Source organism: Mesorhizobium mediterraneum, from assembly GCF_002284565.1.
GTDB lineage: Bacteria > Pseudomonadota > Alphaproteobacteria > Rhizobiales > Rhizobiaceae > Mesorhizobium > Mesorhizobium mediterraneum.
Genome location: NZ_NPKI01000015.1, coordinates 744,825 through 765,526 on the forward strand (window position 1 = coordinate 744,825; position 20,702 = coordinate 765,526).

Consider the following 20,702-nt stretch of genomic DNA (forward strand, 5'->3'; position numbering starts at 1 on the left):
ACGGCGCTACGATTGACCTGCCCGGTTGCAGAGGAATTGATCCATGAACATCGACAAAGCCAATGCGGCGCTGGAGTCCGTCTATACGGCGGATACACCGGAAGCGCTGGCGCAAGCTTATGCCGCATGGGCTGCGACCTATGACAGCGAAACCGCCTCGCTCGGCTATCTCCTGCCGTTCCTGATCGCCGCCTGGGTGGCGCGCCATGTGCCATCGGGCGAGGGGCCGCTGCTCGACGCCGGCTGCGGCACGGGCCTGTCGGGACCGTCGCTCAAGGCGCTGGGCTATCAGGACATTGCCGGGCTCGACCTGTCGGAGGACATGCTGAAAATCGCCAGCAGCCGGCAGGCCTACAGCGAGTTGAAACAGGCGATGCTCGGCGGTCCGCTGCCTTGGCCCGACGGGTATTTCCGCGCCTTCTTTTCGACCGGCGTGTTCACCCTCAGCCACGCGCCGGCTTCCGGCCTGCATGAACTGGTGCGCATCACCCGCAAGGGCGGCCATGCCATCTTCACCGTTCGCGACCAGGTGTTCGAGAGCGGCGGCTTTCGTGACGTTTTTGCCGAGCTGGAGCAGGCGAAGAAATGGCGGCCGGTCGAAGAAAGCCCATGGTTCCGCTGCTATGCCATCGCCGAACCCGAGGCGTTGGTGAAGACGTTTGTGTTTGAAGTGCTTTGAGGGGCGGCACTTTCCCTTCTCCCCCCTGTGGGAGAAGGTGGCCGAGCGAAGCTCGGTCGGATGAGGGGTGTTCCAGCTTGGCAACGACAGCGATCCGTCCAGCACCCCTCAACCGTCTCGGCGCTGCGCGCCGATCCACCTTCTCCCACAAGGGGAGAAGGGGAAGCCGCGCCACACCCTACCAATTGCCGAAAACCCAAAACATTGATATGAGCCACGCCATGGAACAGCTTTTTGGCGATCCGGCCTACAAGGGCTTCGTGCTGCAGGATAGAAAACGCCTGCCGTCGCGATTCTCCGCGCGCGTTTCCGGCGCTCTGACCAGCCGACTTCGCTAGGCCGTGTTCGCCGGCTAGCCGGCGCTTGTCCTTCCCATTTTCATATCGACGGATTTACGCACATGAGCGCACCGCGCACCCTCTACGACAAGATATTCGACGACCATGTCGTCGACCGCCAGGACGACGGCACCTGCCTGCTCTATATCGACCGCCACCTCGTCCATGAAGTGACCAGCCCGCAAGCCTTCGAAGGCCTGCGCATGACCGGCAGAAAGGTCCGCCATCCTGAAAAGACGCTGGCCGTGGTCGACCACAATGTGTCGACCTCGCCCGAGCGCAAGTTCGGCATCAAGAACGAGGAAAGCCGCATCCAGGTCGAGGCGCTGGCCAAGAATGCCAAGGATTTTGGCGTCGAATATTATTCCGAAAAGGACATCCGCCAGGGCATCGTCCACATCATCGGCCCCGAGCAGGGCTTTACTCTGCCCGGCATGACCATCGTCTGCGGTGACAGCCACACCTCGACGCACGGCGCTTTCGGTGCTTTGGCGCATGGCATCGGCACCTCGGAAGTCGAGCATGTGCTGGCCACGCAGACGCTGATCCAGCGCAAGGCCAAGAACATGCTGGTGCGCGTCGACGGCGTGCTGCCGGAAGGCGTCACCGCCAAGGACATCATTTTGGCGATCATCGGCGAGATCGGCACTGCCGGCGGCACCGGCTATGTCATCGAATATGCCGGCGAGGCGATCCGGGCGCTGTCCATGGAAGGCCGCATGACCATCTGCAACATGTCGATCGAGGGCGGCGCCCGGGCCGGCCTGATCGCGCCCGACGAGACGACCTTCGCCTATGTCAAAGACAAGCCGCGCGCTCCCAAGGGCGAGGCGTGGGACGCCGCGCTTACCTACTGGAAGACGCTGCAGTCCGACGAAGGCGCGCATTTCGACAAGGTGGTCGTGCTCGACGCGGCGAAATTGCCGCCGATCGTCTCCTGGGGCTCTTCGCCCGAGGACGTCGTCTCGGTCCAGGGCATCGTGCCGAACCCCGACGATATCGCCGACGAAAACAAGCGCACCTCGAAGCAGCGCGCGCTCGACTACATGGGCCTGACGCCAGGCACCAAGATCACCGACATAGCGCTCGACCGCGTCTTTATCGGCTCCTGCACCAACGGTCGCATCGAGGATTTGCGCGCCGTCGCCAAGGTGGTCGAGGGCAAAAAAGTCAGCCCGCATGTCGATGCGATGATCGTGCCGGGGTCAGGCCTGGTGAAGGAGCAGGCGGAGGCCGAAGGTCTCGACAAGATCTTCCTCGCCGCCGGCTTCGATTGGCGCGAGCCGGGCTGCTCGATGTGCCTTGCCATGAACGACGACCGCCTGAAGCCGCATGAGCGCTGCGCCTCGACCTCGAACCGCAATTTCGAGGGCCGCCAGGGCTTCAAGGGCCGCACCCATCTGGTGTCGCCGGCCATGGCGGCAGCAGCGGCGATCGCCGGCCACTTCGTCGATATCCGTGAGTGGAAATAGATTCAGGCGTGAGTGGAAATAACTCGGGCCGCCACAGTTGAGTGCATGCCAGAACCCGAACCGCGATGCGGTTCGGGTTTTCTTCACGCCGGGCGCCTTACGAACTCATGGAATTGCTCACGCCGGCCGGGTTGCTCCGCAGCGACTACGAGTGCCAGCTGACGTTCGTCGAAGAGCTTGAACCATTCGTCCCATTCGACCAGCTCGTAGCCGCCCGCATTGACCGGACGTTCGCCCAGATCTTGGTCCTGATAAGCGTGCTGGCCGAAGACCAGCCTCAGCATGGCTTGCGTTCCCGTTTCGGGCGACACGTCGACGATTGCCGGAAATCCGGCGCGCGCCGCGACCCATGAGCGAATTGCTTCGTGATCAGTCAGCATGATCGTATCGGCCATGAAGCGTCTCCATCGATTGCTGCTGGAAAACGCCGATCGCGGTTTCAAGTTCCGCGCATCAGCTTCATGGGCGACCCGGCGCATATTCGACTTTGCTCAACGGCTTGCTTGGACTTAACCGCTTGTTTGGGCTTCCGCCCTAAGGTCTTCCCTGGCGGAAGCGTGGGGGTCACGGTCCTTTGGACACCGGTTTGCTGGTAGCGTTGCTCAATCCGACGATCGCGCTTGCGCTCGGCGCGGTGTTTCTCGTGCTGTGGTTCTACCAGCGCCACCGCCCCTATCTGGCTGTGCTCGCCGCCAGCTACTCGCTCTCGGCGGCGGGGTTCCTGTTGCAGTACTTCACCCTGCCCGTCGGCATGGCGCCGACCAAGCTGCTCTCCAATACATGCTTCACCTTTGCCGCCTGCTGCCTCTGCAGCGCGATCGTGGCACGCTATGGGCGGCGCGTGCCCTATGTCGGGATCGGCGTTCTGGCGGGCGGCGGCCTGACCGCATTCTGCTGGTTCCTGTTCGTTCAGCCAGACCTCACTTGGCGGATCCTGGCGATGAATTTTGGCTTCGGCGGCCTCAGCCTGCTTGTGGCGGCCGAACTGCGCCCGGTGCGCGGCAGGGGTCCGACCGAAATGATCCTGTTCGTGCTGTCGCTGCTTTCCGGCCTGAATTTCTTCGTGCGGACACTGGCCGTCATCGTCGCGCACGGACCCTTCACCAGCTATGACGGCTTTTACGCCTCGTCCTACTGGACGACGGCGTTGCTGTCGCATGCGCTGCTGTCGCTGCTCATCGCGCTTTGCCTGTTCTGCGCGGCGGCGCTCGATGTGATGAAGGCGCTGAAGGCCGAGGCGTATACCGATCCGCTGTCGGGCCTGCTCAACCGCCGCGGCTTCGAGGAGCGCGCCAGGCTTCTCCTGCTTCACTGCGCCACCGCCAAAATGCCGGTCGCGCTGGTGCTCGCCGACCTCGATCATTTCAAGGCGCTCAACGACCTTCACGGGCATGCGGCGGGCGATCGCGTGATCGCCGACTTCGCCGCCAAGCTTCTATCGGCTGCCGGCACGGGCGGCGTCGCCGGCCGTATCGGTGGCGAGGAGTTCGCCGTGCTTTTGCCGCTGAGCGACCTCGGCGCGGCAAGGCTGTTTGCCGAAGCCATTCGCACGCTCTATTCGGCGGGCAGCGTCGACGGGCTTCCGCCCGGCACAAGAGTGACCGCGAGCTTCGGTGTGACGGCTCGCACCGGCGACGAAGGACTTGAGCCGCTGATGCGCCGCGCCGACGAGGCGCTCTACAAAGCCAAAGGGAATGGCCGCGACAGCGTGCGGCTATCTTATGAACGGTCGGCCTATGAACAGCCGGAATCGGTATCCGTCGTGGAACCGCTCAAAGCCGGCTGATCATACGCGCTTGGGTTCGCATTAACGTCTTTTTCGCCCGTCCGTGATTTGCTTTCGCAGGGAGTGCGAAAATCACATGGGCGGCGCAGGCTTCATCCTTGCAATCAACCTGTTCGTTGCCGGCCTGCTGGCCGCAGCCTTCATGACGATCGCGTTCTACGATGTAGGGCGTGTGTCGGCACGCTGGCTGGCCCTCGGCTATCTGCTCGGCGTGGGCTATTACATCGTCGAATTCAGCATTCCGGTCTTCGACAATGCGCGACCTGCGGTCGTTACGGCTTTCGCCGTTTTCCTCGGCGCCACCATCGTCTTCAATGCTGGGCTCGCCCATAAATACGGCGTGGCGACGCCTTGGCGTCCGATGCTTCTCTTCCTACTTGCAGCCACCGTCACAGTGTATTTCGTGCAGGATCTGCCACGTCAGTCGCTCGCCCGCATGATGGCCTACCAGCTCCCCTATGCGGCCATGCAGTTCGTCGGCCTCGGCATCGTCTGGTCGTCCAGGCAAAAACGCGACCGGCTCGACCGTGTGCTCATGGCCGTTCTGGCGGCCAGCGCCCTGCAATTCGTGAGCAAGCCGTTCATCGCCCACGCTCTGGGTGGCTGGGGCGTCAATCCGCAGGCCTATATGCGGAGCGACTACGCTCTGGTGTCGCAATCGCTTGGCACTGTATTCGCCATGGCAATCGCGCTTCTTGTTCTGATCATCCTGGTCCGCGATGTGCTCGCCGAGGCGACGTCGAAGTCGGAGACGGACACGCTTTCAAGGTTGTTCAACCGGGGCGGCTTCGAACGTCACGCGGAGCTCGCGATGCGCGACGCCGTGCGCAAGGGCGTCCCGGTCGCCCTGGTCATCGCCGACCTCGATCATTTCAAGAGCGTCAACGATAGTTTCGGCCATGCGTCCGGTGACCGGGTCATCGGGACCTTTGCTGGTTTCCTGCGTGACGCCGCCGCCGACCATCACGTCGCCGGCCGCATCGGCGGAGAAGAGTTCGCCATCATACTGCCGGGGACCAACCTCGCCGCGGCGCGGCTCCTTGCCGAAGGGACACGCAGCGCTTTCGGTGCCTTGCCGATCGACTGCCTGCCGGCGGACCATCGGTGCACCGCCAGCTTCGGCGTTGCCGAGCTTCAACCGGGCGAGGGTTTCGCCGATCTCATGCGGCGCGCGGACGAAGCGCTTTACCAAGCCAAGCGCGGCGGGCGCGATCGCGTGCGTATTGCGTTAGAGCCAGCCCTGCAGACCCCGGTGGCGACGCCTGACAGAATCAGCGGCAGGGGCTGAGTTCGGGCATCTCGCCGTCGGAAAGGCCGTACATGTAGCTGCGGCCTTTCACGAAAACCGGTGGCCTGTAACAGTCGCGGCTGCTGACGTCATCCGCTTCGTTTTCATAGATTTTGGGCTGACCGGCGCCGGTGTAGTCCGACAGTTCCTTGGCCAGGTTGCCCTCGCCAACGAGGATGCGCTTGTAGCCGGCGGCGCTCTCGATGACCAGATTTCCGAAGGAATCGGCGTAGACGCGGTCGCGCGTCCCGGCGAGTGCCGGTGCTGCGAAGCCGATGGCCACCGCCATCAAGATGAGCGCCGAAAGGCGCGATCTGCCTGAGTTCGAACGCATGGCGTCCTCCATTTGTCAGAGGCGAACTTCCTCTGACTCGGAAATTAACCTTTTATTAACCTTTGTTAAGAGGCTAGCCCTGCTAGCCGTCAGGTCTCGGCAAACATGGTTAATATCCGGCGCCTGGGCGGCCGCGGTCATCTTTCGGCCATGCTTGCCCGCACCATCGCGCCCGGTGTCGGGTGATCTTGGCAAGCATCGCGGCTGGTTTGATGCGTAGGGAGACAGCATATGGCGTTACGCCGGACGTTTCGGGTGACGCTTGCCCTTTTTTCATTGCTGATCACTGCTGCCTGCGTGTCGCAGACCAATGCGCCGAAGGCCGGCACGACCGATTTGACGGCACCGCAGCCGCGCACCGCTACCTACAATTGCGCCGATGGCACCAGGATCACCATCGAAAACCTCGGCACATCGGTGCGCGTGCTTGGCCCAGACGGCGCCAGCGAGGAACTGCCGGCCTCGCCGGCCAATCAAAGCAGCCGCTTCGGCGAGGCGCATGACGCAATCGTGATCGACGGGCGCGATGCGCTGGTGATGAAGGGCGGTAAGACGCCGCTGACCTGTAAGCGTTAATCAGTTTACCGCACTGCAGCGAACATAGCGCCGGCTTTGGGTCGTGCCCTAATCGATTGAAGCAAAGACCGCCCCTTTTGTCAGACTAAATTACGTTTTCGAAACGGTTTTCTGGCTTTGACGCGGTGCAAAAAGAGCATTAGAAACCGGCTGTCCGAAGTCGCAACCGGAAGCGGTAACGCCGCATTTCCACCTGGGGCTCCAGAGACGCCGAACTGGGGGAGCCATGAGCAAATCACCAGCCACCCGCGAATTTGCCGGACGTGAACGGCCGCTTTCGCCGCATCTGACCGTCTATCGGCCGCCGATCACGATGACGATGTCGATCATCCATCGCATCACCGGCGGGGCGCTCTATTTCGGCACGCTGCTGGTCGCCCTGTGGCTGATGGCGGCGGCGAGCTCGCAATCCACCTTCGATGCCGTCAACTGGGCCTTCGGCTCGTGGCTGGGGCGGCTGGTGCTGTTCGGCTATACCTGGGCGCTGATGCACCACATGCTGGGCGGCGTGCGCCATCTGATCTGGGACACCGGGGCAGGTCTTGAAAAGGACACCGCCTCCAGGATCGCCTGGGCGACGCTGGCCGGCTCGATCGTGCTGACGCTGCTGATCTGGGTCGCCGGCTATATGGCGCGGGGAGCCTGATCGTGAGCCACCACAACACCGACATGCGCACGCCGCTGGCGAAGGTCCGCGGCCTCGGCTCCGCCCGCGAGGGCACGGAGCATTTCTGGCGCCAGCGCCTGACGGCGATCGCCAACATCCCGCTGATCCTGTTCTTCGTAGGCTTCCTGATCGCGTTGAATGGCGCCGGCTATGTGGAGGTGCGCGCCGCACTTGCCAACCCGTTCGTGGCGCTGGTCCTGGCCCTGGTGCTCTTGTCCGGGCTTTATCATATGCGGCTCGGCATGCAGGCGATCATCGAGGACTATGTCCATGGCGAGGGCATGAGGCTGGCGCTGCTCGCGCTCAACACATTCTTTCCCGTGGTGGTTGGCGTCGCCTCGATCTTCGCCCTGCTCAAACTGGCATTTGGAGGCTGAAATTTTGGCCAAGGACGCGAAAAACGCCAACACGGCGTCCGCCTATACCTATGTCGACCACAAGTTCGACGTGGTGGTCGTCGGCGCCGGCGGTGCCGGCCTGCGCGCCACGCTCGGCATGGCCGAACAGGGCCTGCGCACCGCCTGCATCACCAAGGTGTTCCCGACGCGATCGCATACGGTGGCAGCGCAGGGCGGCATCGCCGCCTCGCTCGCCAATATGGGCCCCGACAACTGGCAGTGGCATCTCTTCGACACGGTCAAGGGCTCGGATTGGCTCGGTGACACCGACGCACAGGAATACATGGTGCGCGAGGCGCCGGCGGCGGTCTACGAGCTTGAGCATTACGGCGTCCCCTTCAGCCGCACGGAGGACGGGAAAATCTACCAGCGGCCATTCGGCGGCATGATGATGAATTTCGGCGAGGGACCGCCGGTGCAGCGCACCTGTGCCGCCGCCGACCGCACCGGCCACGCCATGCTGCACACGCTCTACGGCCAGTCGCTGAAGCACAACGCGCAGTTCTTCATCGAGTATTTCGCGCTCGACCTGATCATGGAGCCGGACGGCACCTGCACCGGCGTCGTTGCCTGGAACCTCGACGACGGCACCATCCATCGGTTTTCGGCAAAAATGGTGGTGCTGGCGACCGGCGGCTATGGCCGCGCCTATTTCTCGGCGACCTCGGCGCATACCTGCACCGGCGACGGCGGCGGCATGGCAGCGCGGGCCGGGCTGGCGCTGCAGGACATGGAGTTCGTGCAGTTCCATCCGACCGGCATCTACGGCGCCGGCTGCCTGATCACCGAAGGCGCGCGCGGCGAGGGCGGCTATCTCGTCAACTCCGAGGGCGAGCGCTTCATGGAGCGCTATGCGCCATCGGCCAAGGACCTTGCCTCGCGCGACGTCGTCTCGCGCTGCATGACGCTGGAGATCCGCGAAGGCCGCGGCGTTGGACCGAAGAAGGACCATATTTTTCTCCATCTCGACCACCTTGATCCGGCCGTTTTGCATGAGAGACTTCCGGGTATTTCGGAATCGGCAAAAATCTTTGCCGGCGTCGACCTGACCAAGGAGCCGATCCCGGTGCTGCCGACGGTCCACTACAATATGGGCGGCGTGCCGACCAATTACTGGGGCGAGGTGCTCAATCCCACTGCCTTGAACCCGGACCAGGTGTCGCCCGGGCTGATGGCGGTCGGCGAGGCGGGCTGCGCCTCCGTCCATGGCGCCAACCGGCTGGGCTCGAATTCGCTGATCGATTTGGTGGTGTTCGGCCGCGCGGCGGCGATCCGGGCCGGCCAAGTGATCGACCGCAACGCGGCGATCCCTTCGCCCAACGAAGCCTCGGTCGAGAAGATCATGGATCGCTTCGACCGGCTGCGTCATGCCAACGGCTCGACGCCGACGGCGGTCTTGCGCGAAAAGATGCAGAAGGCGATGCAGGATGATGCGGCGGTGTTCCGCACGCAGGAATCGCTGGAAAGCGGCTGCAAGCGCATTTCGCAGATCTGGGGCGAGCTCAAGGACGTAAAAGTGTTCGACCGCTCGATGATCTGGAACTCCGACCTGGTCGAGACGCTGGAGCTGGAAAATCTGATGGCCAACGCCATCACCACGGTCTACGGCGCCGAGGCGCGCAAGGAGAGCCGCGGCGCGCATGCGCGGGAGGATTTTTCGGCTCGCGATGATGCGAACTGGCGCAAGCATACGCTGTCCCGGCTCAGCGAGGCCGGAAAGGTGACGCTCATCTACCGGCCGGTGCACACTGATACGCTGCTCAAGGAAGCAGACGGCGGCATCAACCCGGCCAAGATCGCGCCGAAGGCCAGGGTGTATTGACGATGGCGCTGGCGGTCTCAGGATATTCCGGCACGCCCCTTCCGGCCAAGCTCGGCCTGAAGGACGAGATGATTGCGGCCTTCATCGCGAAGGTGTCCGCCGTGAACGGGATCTGGTCCGGGCTGAAGCTCGTCATCCGAAAGGACCTGAGGTAATGGTCGAACTGACGCTTCCGAAAAACTCGAAGATCAAGGCCGGAAAAACCTGGCCGAAGCCGGAGAATGCTACCAATCTGCGCGAATACCGCATCTACCGCTGGTCGCCGGACGATGACGAAAACCCGCGCATGGACACTTATTTCGTCGATATGGACGATTGCGGTCCGATGGTGCTCGACGCGCTGCTCTGGATCAAGAACAAGATCGACCCGACGCTGACCTTGCGCCGCTCCTGCCGCGAAGGCATTTGCGGCTCCTGCGCCATGAACATCGACGGCTCCAACACGCTCGCCTGCACCAAGGGCTGCGACGACATCTCCGGCGCGATCAAGGTCTATCCGCTGCCGCATATGCAGGTGGTCAAGGATCTGGTGCCCGACCTCACCAATTTCTACGCCCAGCACGCCTCGATCGAACCGTGGCTGAAAACTGTGTCGCCCGAGCCGGCCAAGGAATGGCTGCAGAGCCATGAGGACCGCGAAAAGCTCGACGGGCTCTACGAGTGCATCCTTTGCGCCTGCTGCTCGACCTCCTGTCCGAGCTACTGGTGGAACGGCGACCGCTATCTCGGGCCGGCGACACTGCTTCAGGCCTATCGCTGGCTGATCGATTCCCGGGACGAGGCTACGGGCGAACGGCTCGACAATCTCGAAGACCCGTTCCGGCTCTATCGCTGCCACACCATCATGAACTGCGCCCAGACCTGCCCCAAGGGGCTCAACCCGGCCAAGGCGATCGCCGAGATCAAGAAGATGATGGTGGAGAGAAGGGTGTAGACGGACGGGTGCCGTCGAGATCGTGTCGTCTGTAGCGATCCTTCGCGCCCCCCTCTGTCCTGCCGGACATCTCCCCCACGAGGGGGGAGATCGGCCGTCACGCCGACTTTCGCCAATCATCAGCGTTGCAGAAGTGAGCAGAGCGCTGAAGCTGTCAATCTCCCCCCAAGTGGGGGAGATGTCCGGCAGGACAGAGGGGGGCGCTGTCCCGCCAGCTTCAAAAGGATAGCCGATCTATGACTGACTCTGACTTTCCCATCCTTTCTCCCGTCGAAGCGCGCGTGCTCGGTTGTCTGATCGAAAAGAAGGAGCTGACACCTGATATCTACCCGCTGACGCTCAATGCAGCACTTGCCGCTGCCAACCAGAAGACGGCGCGCGAGCCGGTGATGTCGGTCGAGCTTGGCGAAGTAAGACGAGCGCTTGGCCAGCTGGAGCACAAGGGCCTGGTCAGGCAGGTCTTTGCCTCGCGCGTCGAGCGCCACGAACATATCGTCGCGCAGCGCTTTTCGCTGACCTCGGCGCAGATCGCGCTGCTTGGCCTGCTGTTGCTGCGCGGTCCGCAGACCGCTTATGAATTGCTGGCGCGGAGCGAGCGCATGGCGCGGTTACCCTCCATCGACGAGCTTCGCAGCAATCTCGACCTGTTGATCGGCCGCAAGCCGCCGCTCGTTCAGCAGATCGATCGTGGACCCGGCCAGCGTGAGGACCGCTATGTGCATCTCTTGAGCGGAGTGCCGCAGATTGCAGCCGTCGCCTCACGTCCGGCGCAATCAGCCACCTCGTCAGCCTCCGATCTCGAGGCGCGAATGCAAGCTCTCGAGGAGGAGGTCGCGACGCTGCGCGCGCGCATCGACGCGCTGACTGGCGAAGGACAGTAGCGCAGTAGGCTCAATTGTGTTTCCAGATTGAATTTGCCCTCACGCTTACCTTCGAGGCGTTGGCGCTGCCCCTCACCCGCCTGCCGGCGACCTCTCCCCGTATAGTGACGGGGAGAGGGACGCTCTGATCGACGGTTTCGCCACATAGTCAGCGTTGCAACAAGGGCGCCGCGGCTGCGGCCCGCCTCTTTCTCCCCGTCACTATACGGGGAGAAATGCCCGGCAGGGCAATGAGGGGCGGAGCCGACGTCAACAATTGATGGTCTCCAACCCAAGCTGGAGGAGACGGTCACATGTGGGAAGCGGCCGCTCAGCCGAGCTTGGCGTCGAGCGACACGTTTATGGCGCCGAGCGCCTTCGATACCGGACACCCGGCCTTGGCCTGTTCGGCCAACTCCTTGAACTTGGCGGCATCGATGCCCGGCACCTTGCCGACCACCGTGAGAGCGCTGCCTGTGATCCCCGTGCCGGGAATCAGCGTCACCACCGCCTTGGCGTCGAGTTCGTCGGCGGGGGTGCCGTTCTCGGCCAGGAAGTGAGAGAACTGCATGGCGAAGCAGCCGGCATGCGCCGCAGCGATCAACTCCTCCGGATTGGTGCCGGACTTGCCGCTCTCGTCCTCGAAACGTGCCTTGAACGAATAGGGCGTGCCCTTCAGGGTCCCGCTCTGGGTGTCGAGCGTGCCCTTGCCCTCCTTCAGATTGCCTTTCCAGACGGCGTTTGCGGTGCGGTCCATGAAATTCTCCTTGATTGTCCGGATTGCGCCGGCCCGGCGCCAGCGTTCTTCAAGACTATAGCGCGGGCGCGGGCGAAGACCACCGCGCTCTTTGCGCAGTCGCGCAAAATTGGCGGCGGCGGCTGAATTTTTCTTGAAAAAAAACACGTGCAAGAATGTCGACTTCGATCGGCCTCGACCGTCCTGCGGGCGGTCACGGATTTCGCGGCCGGATGGAGGTTCACATGGATGGCTTGTTTTTTGCACTGTGGAAGGGCTCGGGCCGCAAGCCCAAACGACGGGAAGATTACGGGCTACATCCGCCGCCTTCCGGTTTCGGCCGGCTTCTGGCGGCGGTTGCCATCATCGGGGTCGCGGCAAGCGTTCTCGATCACATGGCGGCACGCAAAGGCGCCGCTGACGCCGTGGCCGCATCCTATGGTTCGTCACCACAAGGGAGCTGGAAATGAAATATGTCCTGCTGGTCTACGGTGAGGAAAAAGACCTCTACGCGCTCACTCCGGAGGGATCGGCAAAGCTCGACGCCGATTCGCTGGCCTATGACAGGTCATTGGATCAGCAAGGCAAGCTGATCATCGCGCAGGCGCTGCAATCGGTGAAGACCTCAAAGACCGTGCGCCGGCGCAAGGGCAAGCGGCTGATCACCGATGGCCCTTTCGCCGAGACCAAGGAGCAATTGCTCGGCTTCGTCATGATCGAGGCCGGGGACATCGACGAGGCGCTGGAGATTGCCGGCGGCATTCCGCTGGCGGAAATCGGCACGATCGAGGTCAGGGCGATCTACGAGGTGCCGGGGTCCTAGACAACCATCTGCCCCCGGCGGTGCCGCCCTGACCCGGATTCTTCTGCCGGCGCAACTTTTGCGTGTTGAAGCGGGACAGCACTTCTCCTATCGTCGCTGCGGTTGGGGGATTTCTGCATGCCGTTCTTGATTGCTATCCTTGGCGTGTTGGGCGCGGCAGCATTCTGGTGGTACCGGATGAAGGCTATGAACGATGCGGCGCGCGAGGTCGCGGACGTCGTCGGGCGGGTGCAAGGGAACATTCGGCGCAAGAGACTGCGTAACCAGGCGGCGCTCTCACCGCTGACGGCGATCGACGATCCGGTCGTGGCGGCCGCGACGCTGATCACTGCGATCGTCTCCGAGAACGGCCCTGTCCTGCCGCAGCGCGAAGCTGCCATTCGATCGGTGATTTCGGAGATTGCGGACGAGAAGAAGACCGATGAGGCTGTGGTCTATGCCAAATGGGCGGCGTCACAGATCGACGATGCCACGATCGTCATCGACAAGCTGGCGCCATTTCTGCGCGAGCGCCTGGATGTGACTGAGCGAAACGATTTGCTGCAGATGATGAACCGCGCAGCGCAGGCTGGTGAGCAGCCCCTGCAGATATCCGATCAGCGGATGCTGCGGCTGCGCCAGAAGCTGGGCTTCGAAGTCAACTGAACGAAATTGCCTGATGCTCAATATGGTTTGCCGCCCCTTCCGGGCGCTAGATCGCCTCGCCCTTGAGCAGTTTCGGTGTGTCGCCGGACAGTCCGGACGCCTGGCGGATAAAGAAATCCTTCAGCCGCGGCATGCGTTCGACGAGGCCGAGGCCGACGTCGCGGACGGCGCGCAGCGGGCCGATGTCATTGGAAAACAGCCGGTTCAGGACATCGGTGGTGATGCCCATTTGCAGCGTGTCGAAGCGCCGCCACTGCTGGTAGCGTTCGAGAACGTCGAGCGCGCCAATATCCTGGCCGAGCCGGTCGGCCTCGACCACCACTTCAGCCAGTGCCGCCACGTCCTTGAAGCCGAGATTGAGGCCCTGGCCGGCGATTGGATGGATGCCATGGGCGGCGTCGCCGGCGAGCGCAATACGCGGCGCGACGAAGGCGCGGGCAAGCGTCAGGCCGAGCGGCCAAGCGCGTGGCTTGTCGGCGACATGGATTTCGCCGAGCTTTAGGCCAAAGCGCTGTTCCAGCTCATGCTCGAAGACGAGATCGTCGCCGGCGACCAGTTTTTCGGCATCTTCCGAGCGCTCGACCCAGACGATCGACGAGCGGTTGGTCCCGTCCTTGTCCGGCTTGAGCGGCAGCGTGGCGAAGGGGCCGGCCGGCAAGAAGTGCTCCTCGGCGCGGCCATTGTGGGGCCGTTCATGCGCGACGGTGCAGACGATGCCGGACTGGCCATACTCCCATTTCACCGTCTTGATGCCGGCCATGTCGCGCAGCTTCGAGTTGACGCCGTCGGCAGCGATCAGCAGCCGCGCCTTCAGCGTCGCGCCGTCGGCAAGATGCACGGTGATACCGGCGCCGTTGACGTCGAAGGCACTGACTGCGACGCCTTCGATGATGTCGATGCCGAGTTTTTCAGCGCGCCGGCGCAAGGCGCCGTTCAAATCCCTGTTGGCGACCATATGCGCAAAGGCTTCGCCGGGTGCGACTTCGCCATCGAAGGTGAGAAACACCGGGCGCACCGGATCGGAAGTGCGCGAATCGGTGACGATCATTTCGGTGATCGCCTGCGCCTCCGGCGCGATTTCGGCCCAGACGCCGAGCTGGTCGAGCATGCGGCAAGCGGCAGCGGCGATGGCCGAGGCGCGGCCGTCCTTTTGCCAGACGCCGGCGGGCGCGGCGTCGACGACAGCGACGGCGAGGCTCGGCCGCGCCTGTTTCAACGACACGGCGGCGGCAAGGCCGACGTAGCCGGCGCCGGCAACCAGAATGTCGAGCGAAGTTCGGTTTTTTGCATCCGCCTTGCGGTCCACCATGGCAAATTCCTTTCCGGCCAAATTTCTTTCCGGCCTTGACTGCCCGTCATTCCTGTCGGAAACCGCCATAACACTTCTGCGGCTGGACGAAGTTCGAAATCAAAACGACAGGGCGCGAAACATGACGGCGGCCATGGACGAGCTTCTCAGCATTCTCGACCTCGAGCAGCTGGAACACAACCTGTACCGTGGTCGCAGCCCCAAGCTCGACTGGCAGCGTATCTTCGGCGGCCAGACCATCGCCCAGGCGCTGGTCGCCGCCCAGCGAACGGTGGAGCCCGAACGCCACGTGCATTCGCTGCATGGCTATTTCATGCGGCCCGGCGACACCAAGGTGCCGATCATCTACCAGGTCGACCGCATCCGCGATGGCGGCTCCTTCACCACGCGGCGTGTCGTGGCGGTCCAGCACGGCCAGGCGATCTTTTCGCTGGAAGCCTCGTTCCAGCAGGACGAAGTCGGGCTCGAGCATCAGGTGCCGATGCCGCAGGACGTGCCGGCGCCCGACACATTGCTGTCGCAGCGCGAATTGATCGGCAAGTTCGGCGAGGCCGTCCCAGACGGCATCAGGCGCTACTGGGAGCGTGACCGGCCGATCGAGATGAAACCGGTGATGCTGGAGCATTACACCAGCCGGGAAAAGCTGGAGCCGAAGCAGAACATCTGGATCCGCACGACCGGTCCGGTTCCGGCCGATCGCGCCACGCAGGCGGCCGTGCTTGCCTATCTTTCCGATATGACGCTGCTCGACACCTCGACCTTTGCGCATGGCCGCGCCATTTTCGACAGCGACATCCAGGCGGCGAGCCTCGATCACGCAATGTGGTTTCACCGCAGCCATCCGCTCGACGACTGGATGCTCTACACGCAGGACAGCCCGTCGACGCAAGGGTCGCGGGGGTTCACCCGCGGGTCGCTGTTTGCCCGCGACGGCACGCTGATCGCCTCGGTTGCCCAGGAAGGCCTCATCAGGCTGAAGCGGTCGCCTGCCGAATAGGCAAATTTCCAAAATTGCCTACTTTTTAATCAGCTGCGCTGCCGCGACTATGAACAGTCAGCCGACAAACCTTCCCCAATTCCTTATTTAACAACAGGTTAACACCCTGCTTCGGCAATTGGCACGGAGCTTGAATCCTAGCGGGCACTCTCCGGCTCTCATGGGGATCGGCGAAGTCGTATAAACGCGGGGGACCCGCAACAGCAAAGGGTGAAACCTTATGAAAATCGTGATGGCAATCATCAAGCCGTTCAAGCTCGACGAGGTGCGCGAAGCGCTCACCGCAGTCGGCATCCAGGGCCTGACCGTCACCGAAGTCAAAGGCTACGGGCGTCAGAAGGGACATACGGAAATCTATCGCGGGGCGGAATACGCGGTCAGCTTCCTGCCGAAGATCAAGATCGAAGTCGCGGTCGGCGTGGACATGGTCGACAAGGCCGTCGAAGCCATCACCGCGGCGGCCAAGACCGGACAGATCGGCGACGGCAAGATCTTCGTTTTCGGCATCGACCAGGCGGTGCGCATTCGCACCGGCGAAACAGACACCGACGCGCTTTGAGCTGCGGACACGTATTCCAATGGAGAGTTCAATGAATATTCCTTCTACTTTGAAGTCCGCGGCGCGCACCGCGCTGCTGGGCGCGTTCACACTTGGAGCCTTAGGCACGATTGCCGCATTTGCGCAGGAAGCAGCTCCGGCCGCACCGGCAGCGCCAGCGGTGCCGGCCTTTACCGTCGACAAGGGCGACACGACGTGGATGATGATTTCCACCATTCTGGTGCTGTTGATGACCATTCCCGGCCTTGCACTTTTCTACGGCGGCCTGGTTCGCGCCAAGAATATGCTGTCGGTGCTGATGCAGGTTTTCACCATCACCAGCGTGGTCATGATCGTCTGGGTTTTCTACGGCTACAGCCTTGCCTTCACCCCCGGCAATGCCTTCATCGGCGGCCTTTCCAAGATGTTTCTCGCCGGCGTCGACGTGACGACGCTGTCGGAAACCTTCACCAAGGGCGTCGCCATTCCTGAGCTGGTGTTCGTCATCTTCCAGATGAGCTTCGCCTGCATCACGCCCGCCCTGATCGTCGGCGCCTTCGCCGAACGCATCAAGTTCTCCGCCGTGATCCTTTTCACCATCCTCTGGGTCACGTTCGTCTACTTCCCGATCGCGCATATGGTCTGGTTCTGGGGTGGCCCGAGCGCTTATAGCGACCCGTCAGGGCTCATCTTCAGCTTCGGCGCCATCGACTTCGCCGGCGGCACCGTCGTTCACATCAATGCGGGCATCGCCGGCCTTGTCGGCGCGCTGATGGTCGGCAAGCGCATCGGCTACAACAAGGACGTCATGGCGCCGCACTCGATGACGTTGACCATGGTCGGCGCTTCGCTGCTGTGGGTCGGCTGGTTCGGTTTCAACGCCGGTTCGAACCTCGAAGCCAACGCCTACGCGGTGCTGGCGATGGTCAACACCTTCGTCGCCACAGCGGCGGCGGCCGTGACCTGGATCGTGCTTGAAACGCTGCTCCGCGGCAAAGCGTCCATGCTCGGCGCGGTTTCTGGCGCTGTTACCGGCCTTGTCGCCGTCACGCCCGCTGCCGGTTTTGCCGGACCGATGGGCGTCATCGTGCTCGGCATCGTCGCCACCTGCGTCTGCTACTTCTTCGTCTCGGTCGTGAAGAACAAGTTCGGCTACGACGATAGCCTTGATGTCTTCGGCATCCACTGCATCGGCGGCATCATCGGCGCGCTCGGCACCGGCATCCTGGTCAATCCCGCCCTTGGCGGCGCCGGCGTCGTCGATTATTCGACAGCCGACTTCGCCGCCGGCTATGCCGGCACGGCCACCCAGCTGTGGTCGCAGTTCAAGGGTGTCCTGGTAACCGTCCTGTGGTCGGGCATCGGCAGCGCGATCCTCTACAAGATCGTCGATATGATCGTGGGCCTGCGTCCGACAGCCGATGCAGAACGTGAAGGGCTCGACCTCACCTCGCACGGCGAAGCGGCCTATCACCCGTAAGCCTTGTCTAGGGCGGCCTTGGCCGCCCCGCATCCTCCCATCCCGTCGTGACGCTCCAGAAGGGCTCACGCATTGAGGCCCGGAACGTTTCCGGGCCTCTTTTTTGCGCGCAGATGCCGTGCCAGATACCCGCCGCAAGATACTTCCCCCAATCCCTTATAGTTAATGCTGCCTTAACCTTCCCGCCGATAGTCTGGTGCCCGAATCTGCCGAGCTGCGCGCACGCGTCCGGCCGGGCAATGACAGACGGGGAAGAGCATGCGTTCAGGGGCTTCAGCACCGCTCGCGCTGGCCGATACGGGGCACGGCATCGGGGCATTCGCGCGGCGGCAGGTCGGCCGGCTGGTCGGCGCCGGCCTGTTTGCGCTGGTCGCCTTCGGTATCGCCAGCCTCGCCACCTGGAACGTAGCCGACCCAAGCTTCTCCCACGCCACCGATAACATCGTCACCAACGCCATGGGCTATGTGGGCGCTGTCTTCTCCGACCTTGCCATGCAGTTCTTCGGCCTTGCCGCGGTCGCGGCGCTGGTGCCGGCAGTGGTCTGGGGATTTCTGCTGTTTTCGGCGCGCGGCGTCGACAGGCTGCCGAAGCGCGGGCTCGCCTGGTTCGGCTACGCGGTGCTTGCCGCGGCCATGGCCGGCTGCGTGGTGCCGCCCAAGACCTGGCCGCTGCCGACCGGTCTCGGCGGCGTGTTCGGCGACATGGTGCTCAACATTCCCGGTTTCTTCGTCGGCGGCTACCCGACCGGTCTCATCGCCAGCGTGCTCGCCGTGCTTCTGGCGGCGCCGGCACTGTGGCTGTTTGCCTATGGCTCGGCGCTGATTGCACGCAAGAACGGTTTCGCCGTCCTCGAGCAACAGGCCGCACCTGATTCCCGGGATCAGGACGACCTGCTTTTCGACAATGACGAGGATGAAGGCGACGAGGGCATTCTGGCGCTTGGCGCGATCACCCATTGGTGGCTGTCGTTGCGCGCCTATCTCCGCCGCCGCGCCGCTCGCCGCCGGGAACGCGACGATTTCGAACCGGAGATGGAACCGCGCGCCAGCGCCTGGCGCCGCGCTGCCGAGAGGGTCGAATCGGCCGAGTTCGCCGAAGCGCGGATGAGCCCGGATGGCCGCGCCCGCGTCGAGCCGGAATTCTTCGCCGCGCTGGTCAACGACCGCAGTGCCTCGCTCGATCCCGACGATGCCGATGTCTTCGACGAGGACGACGCCATGGATTTTGCGCCGGAGCCCGCGGGCCAGCGCCGCGCCGCGCCCAATGCGAAGGTGCAGCCGTTCCGCTCCGATGCGGCCACACGCGTCGAGGCGCCGGCGCCCCGGCCCGTTCCGGGCGCTCGTGTCCAGCGCGAAGCGCAGACGTCGCTGATCGGCTCCGAAACATTCGAAATGCCGTCGCTGCATTTCCTGTCCGAGCCGAAGAACGTCGTGCGCGACGCCAGCCTGTCCAAGGACGCGCTGGAGCAGAATGCCCGCTTGCTCGAGGGCGTGCTGGAGGATTTCGGCGTCAAGGGCGAGATCATCCATGTCCGTCCCGGTCCGGTCGTCACGCTTTATGAGCTGGAGCCGGCGCCCGGCATCAAATCGTCGCGGGTCATCGGCCTGTCCGACGACATCGCCCGCTCGATGAGCGCGATCGCCTGCCGCGTCGCCGTGGTGCCCGGCCGCAACGCCATCGGCATCGAGCTGCCGAACGCCAAGCGCGAGACCGTCTATCTCAGGGAGATCATGGCCAGCCGCGATTTCGAGACCACCAAAGCCAAGCTGGCACTGGCGCTCGGCAAGACCATCAATGGCGAAGCGGTCATCGTCGACATCGCCAAGATGCCGCACGTGCTGGTCGCCGGCACCACCGGTTCGGGCAAGTCGGTCGCCATCAACACCATGATCCTGTCGCTGCTCTACCGGCTGACGCCTCAGGACTGCCGACTGATCATGATCGATCCGAAAATGCTGGAGCTCTCGGTCTATGACGGCATCCCGCATCTTTTGACGCCTGTCGTCACCGACCCGAAGAAGGCGGTGGTGGCGCTGAAATGGACCGTGCGCGAGATGGAGGACCGCTACCGCAAGATGTCGAAGGTCGGCGTCCGCAACATCGACGGTTTCAATGCGCGGGTGCAGCAGGCGGAGAAGAAAGGCGAGAAGATCTCGCGCACCGTGCAGACCGGTTTCGACCGGCAGACCGGCGAAGCCATTTATGAGACGGAAAACCTCGATCTCGAGCCGATGCCCTACATCGTCGTCATCATCGATGAGATGGCCGACCTGATGATGGTCGCCGGCAAGGACATCGAAGGCGCAGTGCAGCGCCTGGCGCAGATGGCGCGTGCCGCCGGCATCCACGTCATCATGGCGACACAGCGGCCGTCGGTCGACGTCATCACCGGCACGATCAAGGCCAACTTCCCGACCCGCATTTCCTTCCAGGTGACGTCGAAGATCGACAGCCGCACCATCCTGGGCGAGCAGGGCGCCGAACAGCTGCTCGGCATGGGCGACATGCTTTACATGGCCGGTGGCGGCCGCATCCAGCGCGTCCACGGTCCCTTCGTTTCCGATGACGAAGTCGAGAAGATCGTCGCGCATCTGAAGCTGCAGGGCGTGCCGGAATATCTCGACGCCATCACCGAGGATGACGACGAGGAAGACGAGCCGTCGGGCAAAGGTAGCTCCGGCGGCGGTGGCAGCGGCAATTTCGAGGATTCCGACGATCCCTACGATCAGGCGGTTTCGGTGGTGCTGCGCGACGGCAAGGCCTCGACCAGCTACATCCAGCGCAGGCTCGGCATCGGCTACAACCGCGCCGCCTCGATCATCGAGAAGATGGAGAAGGAAGGCATTGTCGGCCCGGCCAACCATGCCGGAAAACGCGAGATTCTGGTGCCGACGGAGGACGACAAGTTCTGATCAGGCCGGCAACAACTGGCAGACCTGCCCGCCACAACCTTGACGGGCGGCAACTTTGAACCTTTTGGCGCGTTGCAACGACCAAGCGCTGTTCGCCCGCCAAACTT

22 protein-coding genes are annotated in these 20,702 nt (G+C 63.3%); 18 read left to right on the top strand and 4 right to left on the bottom strand.

The features are described from left to right. Window positions 1–43 precede the first annotated feature (43 nt). Entirely contained in the window at window positions 44–679 is a 636-nt protein-coding gene (locus CIT25_RS13080; RefSeq protein ID WP_095484907.1) for a class I SAM-dependent DNA methyltransferase, read from the top strand. Between the two features lie 400 nt (window positions 680–1,079). Then, window positions 1,080–2,489 carry a 3-isopropylmalate dehydratase large subunit gene (gene leuC, locus CIT25_RS13095; RefSeq protein ID WP_095484909.1) on the top strand — a complete coding sequence of 470 codons (1,410 nt, stop codon included), beginning with the start codon at window positions 1,080–1,082 and terminating at the stop codon, window positions 2,487–2,489. 83 nt (window positions 2,490–2,572) lie between these two features. Here leuC and CIT25_RS13100 read toward each other — a convergent pair whose 3' ends face one another. Next, window positions 2,573–2,884 (bottom strand): hypothetical protein, encoded by a 312-nt coding sequence (locus CIT25_RS13100; protein WP_095484910.1) that lies wholly within the window; start codon window positions 2,882–2,884, stop codon window positions 2,573–2,575. Between the two features lie 179 nt (window positions 2,885–3,063). Here CIT25_RS13100 and CIT25_RS13105 point away from each other — a divergent pair, with 179 nt between their 5' ends. Both CIT25_RS13105 and CIT25_RS13110 read left to right on the top strand, forming a co-directional pair. After that, window positions 3,064–4,275: a GGDEF domain-containing protein gene (locus CIT25_RS13105; RefSeq protein WP_095484911.1), complete on the top strand. Its 1,212-nt coding sequence runs from the start codon at window positions 3,064–3,066 to the stop codon at window positions 4,273–4,275. 76 nt (window positions 4,276–4,351) lie between these two features. Continuing rightward, window positions 4,352–5,563, top strand: coding sequence for a GGDEF domain-containing protein (locus tag CIT25_RS13110; RefSeq protein WP_095484912.1), 1,212 nt, complete (start codon window positions 4,352–4,354; stop codon window positions 5,561–5,563). Here the strand turns inward: CIT25_RS13110 and CIT25_RS13115 are convergent. Beyond that, the gene (locus CIT25_RS13115; RefSeq protein ID WP_095485116.1) at window positions 5,547–5,897 is read right to left on the bottom strand and encodes a hypothetical protein; all 351 of its coding nucleotides are present in this window, start codon (window positions 5,895–5,897) and stop codon (window positions 5,547–5,549) included. The two genes, CIT25_RS13110 and CIT25_RS13115, sit on opposite strands and share 17 nt — an antisense overlap. A 231-nt stretch (window positions 5,898–6,128) precedes the next feature. On the opposite strand from CIT25_RS13115, the gene CIT25_RS13120 reads away from it, so the two are divergent. The 7 genes from CIT25_RS13120 (at window position 6,129) to CIT25_RS13150 (ending at window position 11,175) form a co-directional block, all read left to right on the top strand. Next, window positions 6,129–6,473: a hypothetical protein gene (locus tag CIT25_RS13120; RefSeq protein WP_095484913.1), complete on the top strand. Its 345-nt coding sequence runs from the start codon at window positions 6,129–6,131 to the stop codon at window positions 6,471–6,473. A 226-nt stretch (window positions 6,474–6,699) separates the two neighbouring features. Beyond that, a complete protein-coding gene (sdhC, locus tag CIT25_RS13125; protein ID WP_095484914.1) occupies window positions 6,700–7,119 on the top strand; it encodes a succinate dehydrogenase, cytochrome b556 subunit in 420 nt (139 codons plus the stop codon). A gap of 23 nt (window positions 7,120–7,142) precedes the next feature. Further along, window positions 7,143–7,517 carry a succinate dehydrogenase, hydrophobic membrane anchor protein gene (gene sdhD, locus CIT25_RS13130; protein WP_370453314.1) on the top strand — a complete coding sequence of 125 codons (375 nt, stop codon included), beginning with the start codon at window positions 7,143–7,145 and terminating at the stop codon, window positions 7,515–7,517. 4 nt (window positions 7,518–7,521) lie between these two features. Further along, window positions 7,522–9,360 carry a succinate dehydrogenase flavoprotein subunit gene (gene sdhA, locus CIT25_RS13135; RefSeq protein ID WP_095485117.1) on the top strand — a complete coding sequence of 613 codons (1,839 nt, stop codon included), beginning with the start codon at window positions 7,522–7,524 and terminating at the stop codon, window positions 9,358–9,360. A 2-nt stretch (window positions 9,361–9,362) separates the two neighbouring features. After that, on the top strand, window positions 9,363–9,515 hold the full coding sequence (locus tag CIT25_RS36850) for a hypothetical protein (protein ID WP_167391050.1): 153 nt from the start codon (window positions 9,363–9,365) through the stop codon (window positions 9,513–9,515). Continuing rightward, window positions 9,515–10,294: a succinate dehydrogenase iron-sulfur subunit gene (locus tag CIT25_RS13140; RefSeq protein WP_095484916.1), complete on the top strand. Its 780-nt coding sequence runs from the start codon at window positions 9,515–9,517 to the stop codon at window positions 10,292–10,294. The genes CIT25_RS36850 and CIT25_RS13140 overlap by 1 nt, the downstream gene beginning before the upstream one ends. Before the next feature lie 236 nt (window positions 10,295–10,530). Then, entirely contained in the window at window positions 10,531–11,175 is a 645-nt protein-coding gene (locus tag CIT25_RS13150) for a YceH family protein (protein ID WP_095484917.1), read from the top strand. 310 nt (window positions 11,176–11,485) lie between these two features. Here CIT25_RS13150 and CIT25_RS13155 read toward each other — a convergent pair whose 3' ends face one another. Continuing rightward, window positions 11,486–11,911, bottom strand: coding sequence for an OsmC family protein (locus CIT25_RS13155; protein WP_095485118.1), 426 nt, complete (start codon window positions 11,909–11,911; stop codon window positions 11,486–11,488). A 224-nt stretch (window positions 11,912–12,135) separates the two neighbouring features. Here CIT25_RS13155 and CIT25_RS13160 point away from each other — a divergent pair, with 224 nt between their 5' ends. The 3 genes from CIT25_RS13160 to CIT25_RS13170 all read left to right on the top strand — a co-directional run bounded on the left by CIT25_RS13160 (window position 12,136) and on the right by CIT25_RS13170 (window position 13,358). Then, a complete protein-coding gene (locus CIT25_RS13160) occupies window positions 12,136–12,360 on the top strand; it encodes a hypothetical protein (RefSeq protein ID WP_095485119.1) in 225 nt (74 codons plus the stop codon). Further along, window positions 12,357–12,713: a YciI family protein gene (locus CIT25_RS13165; RefSeq protein ID WP_095484918.1), complete on the top strand. Its 357-nt coding sequence runs from the start codon at window positions 12,357–12,359 to the stop codon at window positions 12,711–12,713. The genes CIT25_RS13160 and CIT25_RS13165 overlap by 4 nt, the downstream gene beginning before the upstream one ends. A 117-nt stretch (window positions 12,714–12,830) precedes the next feature. Further along, complete coding sequence (locus CIT25_RS13170; protein WP_095484919.1) at window positions 12,831–13,358, top strand: hypothetical protein; 528 nt, start codon at window positions 12,831–12,833, stop codon at window positions 13,356–13,358. A gap of 46 nt (window positions 13,359–13,404) precedes the next feature. On the opposite strand, the gene CIT25_RS13175 is transcribed toward CIT25_RS13170, so the two are convergent. Then, window positions 13,405–14,667 (bottom strand): ubiquinone biosynthesis hydroxylase, encoded by a 1,263-nt coding sequence (locus CIT25_RS13175; protein WP_095484920.1) that lies wholly within the window; start codon window positions 14,665–14,667, stop codon window positions 13,405–13,407. A gap of 121 nt (window positions 14,668–14,788) precedes the next feature. Here CIT25_RS13175 and tesB point away from each other — a divergent pair, with 121 nt between their 5' ends. The 4 genes from tesB to CIT25_RS13195 all read left to right on the top strand — a co-directional run bounded on the left by tesB (window position 14,789) and on the right by CIT25_RS13195 (window position 20,595). Beyond that, window positions 14,789–15,664 (top strand): acyl-CoA thioesterase II, encoded by an 876-nt coding sequence (gene tesB, locus CIT25_RS13180; RefSeq protein WP_095485120.1) that lies wholly within the window; start codon window positions 14,789–14,791, stop codon window positions 15,662–15,664. A 220-nt stretch (window positions 15,665–15,884) separates the two neighbouring features. Beyond that, the gene (locus CIT25_RS13185; protein WP_073985197.1) at window positions 15,885–16,223 is read left to right on the top strand and encodes a P-II family nitrogen regulator; all 339 of its coding nucleotides are present in this window, start codon (window positions 15,885–15,887) and stop codon (window positions 16,221–16,223) included. 31 nt (window positions 16,224–16,254) lie between these two features. Further along, window positions 16,255–17,682 (top strand): ammonium transporter, encoded by a 1,428-nt coding sequence (locus CIT25_RS13190; protein WP_095484921.1) that lies wholly within the window; start codon window positions 16,255–16,257, stop codon window positions 17,680–17,682. 258 nt (window positions 17,683–17,940) lie between these two features. Continuing rightward, window positions 17,941–20,595 carry an FtsK/SpoIIIE family DNA translocase gene (locus CIT25_RS13195; RefSeq protein WP_095484922.1) on the top strand — a complete coding sequence of 885 codons (2,655 nt, stop codon included), beginning with the start codon at window positions 17,941–17,943 and terminating at the stop codon, window positions 20,593–20,595. The last annotated feature ends 107 nt before the right edge of the window (window positions 20,596–20,702 follow it).

What these genes read in the sequence shown, in the direction of transcription:
- CIT25_RS13080 (WP_095484907.1), top strand. Translation starts at nt 44, where the DNA reads ATGAACATCGACAAAGCCAATGCGGCGCTGGAGTCCGTCTATACGGCG.
- leuC (WP_095484909.1), top strand. Translation starts at nt 1,080, where the DNA reads ATGAGCGCACCGCGCACCCTCTACGACAAGATATTCGACGACCATGTC.
- CIT25_RS13100 (WP_095484910.1), bottom strand. Translation starts at nt 2,884, where the DNA reads ATGGCCGATACGATCATGCTGACTGATCACGAAGCAATTCGCTCATGG.
- CIT25_RS13110 (WP_095484912.1), top strand. Translation starts at nt 4,352, where the DNA reads ATGGGCGGCGCAGGCTTCATCCTTGCAATCAACCTGTTCGTTGCCGGC.
- CIT25_RS13115 (WP_095485116.1), bottom strand. Translation starts at nt 5,897, where the DNA reads ATGCGTTCGAACTCAGGCAGATCGCGCCTTTCGGCGCTCATCTTGATG.
- CIT25_RS13120 (WP_095484913.1), top strand. Translation starts at nt 6,129, where the DNA reads ATGGCGTTACGCCGGACGTTTCGGGTGACGCTTGCCCTTTTTTCATTG.
- sdhC (WP_095484914.1), top strand. Translation starts at nt 6,700, where the DNA reads ATGAGCAAATCACCAGCCACCCGCGAATTTGCCGGACGTGAACGGCCG.
- sdhD (WP_370453314.1), top strand. Translation starts at nt 7,143, where the DNA reads ATGCGCACGCCGCTGGCGAAGGTCCGCGGCCTCGGCTCCGCCCGCGAG.
- CIT25_RS36850 (WP_167391050.1), top strand. Translation starts at nt 9,363, where the DNA reads ATGGCGCTGGCGGTCTCAGGATATTCCGGCACGCCCCTTCCGGCCAAG.
- CIT25_RS13140 (WP_095484916.1), top strand. Translation starts at nt 9,515, where the DNA reads ATGGTCGAACTGACGCTTCCGAAAAACTCGAAGATCAAGGCCGGAAAA.
- CIT25_RS13150 (WP_095484917.1), top strand. Translation starts at nt 10,531, where the DNA reads ATGACTGACTCTGACTTTCCCATCCTTTCTCCCGTCGAAGCGCGCGTG.
- CIT25_RS13155 (WP_095485118.1), bottom strand. Translation starts at nt 11,911, where the DNA reads ATGGACCGCACCGCAAACGCCGTCTGGAAAGGCAATCTGAAGGAGGGC.
- CIT25_RS13160 (WP_095485119.1), top strand. Translation starts at nt 12,136, where the DNA reads ATGGATGGCTTGTTTTTTGCACTGTGGAAGGGCTCGGGCCGCAAGCCC.
- CIT25_RS13165 (WP_095484918.1), top strand. Translation starts at nt 12,357, where the DNA reads ATGAAATATGTCCTGCTGGTCTACGGTGAGGAAAAAGACCTCTACGCG.
- CIT25_RS13170 (WP_095484919.1), top strand. Translation starts at nt 12,831, where the DNA reads ATGCCGTTCTTGATTGCTATCCTTGGCGTGTTGGGCGCGGCAGCATTC.
- CIT25_RS13175 (WP_095484920.1), bottom strand. Translation starts at nt 14,667, where the DNA reads ATGGTGGACCGCAAGGCGGATGCAAAAAACCGAACTTCGCTCGACATT.
- tesB (WP_095485120.1), top strand. Translation starts at nt 14,789, where the DNA reads ATGACGGCGGCCATGGACGAGCTTCTCAGCATTCTCGACCTCGAGCAG.
- CIT25_RS13185 (WP_073985197.1), top strand. Translation starts at nt 15,885, where the DNA reads ATGAAAATCGTGATGGCAATCATCAAGCCGTTCAAGCTCGACGAGGTG.
- CIT25_RS13190 (WP_095484921.1), top strand. Translation starts at nt 16,255, where the DNA reads ATGAATATTCCTTCTACTTTGAAGTCCGCGGCGCGCACCGCGCTGCTG.
- CIT25_RS13195 (WP_095484922.1), top strand. Translation starts at nt 17,941, where the DNA reads ATGCGTTCAGGGGCTTCAGCACCGCTCGCGCTGGCCGATACGGGGCAC.